Annotated in this window: 2 protein-coding genes and 1 pseudogene; all 3 read right to left on the bottom strand. The window is 61.8% G+C overall.

The window, feature by feature from the left end; translation table 11 throughout:
* A pseudogene (locus C998_RS0113855) lies at positions 1–464 on the bottom strand (DNA cytosine methyltransferase); the annotation flags it as partial.
* Between the two features lie 119 nt (positions 465–583).
* Entirely contained in the window at positions 584–1,021 is a 438-nt protein-coding gene (locus C998_RS0113850; RefSeq protein WP_018871469.1) for a single-stranded DNA-binding protein, read from the bottom strand.
* Positions 1,022–1,153: 132 nt separating this feature from the next.
* The gene (locus C998_RS0113845; protein WP_018871468.1) at positions 1,154–1,834 is read right to left on the bottom strand and encodes an ERF family protein; all 681 of its coding nucleotides are present in this window, start codon (positions 1,832–1,834) and stop codon (positions 1,154–1,156) included.
* Positions 1,835–2,101: the final 267 nt, after the last annotated feature.

The raw sequence follows: 2,101 nt of genomic DNA, 5'->3' as shown, positions 1-2,101 counted from the left end.
CCCGCCGCTTCCAGCCCCCGGTGAAGGGCATGGTCCAGGATGCCGCCCCCGTGGGCCAGCGATCCAATGCGGAGGGGTTGGCGAGCCTTCAGACGCTCGATCAGACGACTCGACCGCTCGGCCGAGGCCCGGTCATGGTGATGAACGGTGACCTCGATGCAGCCAGGACGGATCACGACCCGCACGCGCTCGGCCGTGCCGAACGTGCGGACCAGTTCCTCGCCACTCACGTCGATCACCGGAAGCTCCTCGCCCCCCCGCTTGCGGCGGGAGACCTTGCGCTCGCCGGTATCCACGAAGCGCATTACGAGGCCCTTACCGGCTTTCCCACTCTGCTCGACGTGAGACAGCTCAAAGTGCTGGCCGGGGGCGATCCCCGCACGCGCAAGGCGGCGCCCTTCGAGCCACAGGCGCTTTTTGCCCTTACGCTCCCCGAGCTTGGTGTAGATCACGGTTGCCGACATGATGTTTCTCCTTCAGGTATGCAGGGCCGGGATGGCCTGCTTCCCTGGGGATTGCGGGCATAAAAAAACCCACCCAAGGCAGAGCCAAGGGTGGGCGGGGTACTGCAATTCCGCGTTAATCAGAACGGAATGTCAGGGTCGTCGGCGGGGGCGGGGGCGCCTTCAGTGGCCGGGGCAGGCTCGGAAGCCTGATTGCCGTTGGAGGAACCGTTGCGGGAACCACCACCGAGCATCTGGAGATCGTTCACGACGATTTCGGTCGTGTAGCGATCATTCCCCTCGGAGTCCTGCCACTTGCGCGTCTGGAGCTTGCCTTCGACGTAAACCTGCGAGCCTTTGGTCACATACTGACCAATGATCTCGGCGGTTTTGTTGAAGGCAACGCAGCGGTGCCACTCGGTCTTCTCTTTGACCTCGCCAGACTGAGCATCCTTCCAGCGCTCGGAAGTCGCGATAGAGATATTCGCGATCTTGACGCCGTTCGGCGTCTCGCGCGTTTCCGGATCGTTGCCCAGGTTTCCGATGAGTTGCACTTTGTTCAGACCACGGTTAGCCATTTTGCTTCTCCTTACTTGAGTTCAAGCGTCACGAGGCGACATGCCTGTGATCGCAAGGGGATTGGCGGACAAAAAAAACCCACCCAAGGCAAAGCCGAGGGTGGGGTGTGGTCGAAGTCCCGCTACCTGGAATCAGGCAACGGCACTCTGCTGACCGCCCTGGTTGGCGATCTTCTTCTCCTGCTCATTCAGAAGCGCGAGGGCTTTCTTCCGGGCATCTTCGGAGATCCCGGTGTCGGCCGAGGTCAACCACTGACGGGCGGTATCCGCCTTGGTCTTGGTGTCGATGGCCTTGATCCGCTGGACGAGTTCTTCCGGCGGCTCCTTCGCTTCGGGGCTGATCGGCGGCTGAGCGGACTCCGCAGCCACGACCGCCGAGGCGCTGGCGCCATCGTCGTCGTCGGCCGCGATCCCGGCGACTGCGAGCGCCTGATAGCGACGCATGTAGGTCACCACCGAGCCGAACAACTGCGGGCCGGGCGTCTTCCCGTTCCCGGTGGGAACGCGAAGCAGGACCATCGACTCGATGTACCCGCCCGAGGCGTGCCCCAGGATCGTCCGCAGATAGTCGCCACCCTGGATCACCTCTCCGGATTCGTTGTCCACGCTTCCCGGCAGGGTTTCGATCCACTGCGAGATGAACAGGCCGTGACGGGACAGCACCGGGCGAATCGCCTGAAGGACCGACGAGAGATCGGCGTACTTGTTCTTCAGGTGGGCGTTCTCCGCATTTTTGACCGCGTTCTCCATTTCACCCTGCGCTTTCGCGAAGGCGGCCATGAAGTCGGGGGTCATTTCTCGGGTCTGCTGCATATCTTTTCTCCTTCTCATTGCGAATCCGGGATGGATCGCTTCGGGTTAAAGCCGGGGAATCCGGCTGCAACAGGGATTGCCGGACAGAAAAAACCCACCACGAGGGAGCGCGTCTGCTGTAATTTTCCGCACTACGTTGTACAATGCTGTTCAGCAGTTACATGAAGATCCTTCCTGTTTTGGAGCGCCCATGAACTCTCGATCCAAGCTCGGCGGACCTCTCGATACCCTGGCCTTGACCAGCGCGGGGGTCGCGCTGATGAGCGC

This window comes from Thioalkalivibrio sp. ALgr3 (assembly GCF_000377325.1).
GTDB lineage: Bacteria > Pseudomonadota > Gammaproteobacteria > Ectothiorhodospirales > Ectothiorhodospiraceae > Thioalkalivibrio.
The sequence above is the reverse complement of the archived record's forward strand: the minus strand, read 5'-3'. Positions and strand labels throughout refer to the sequence as shown.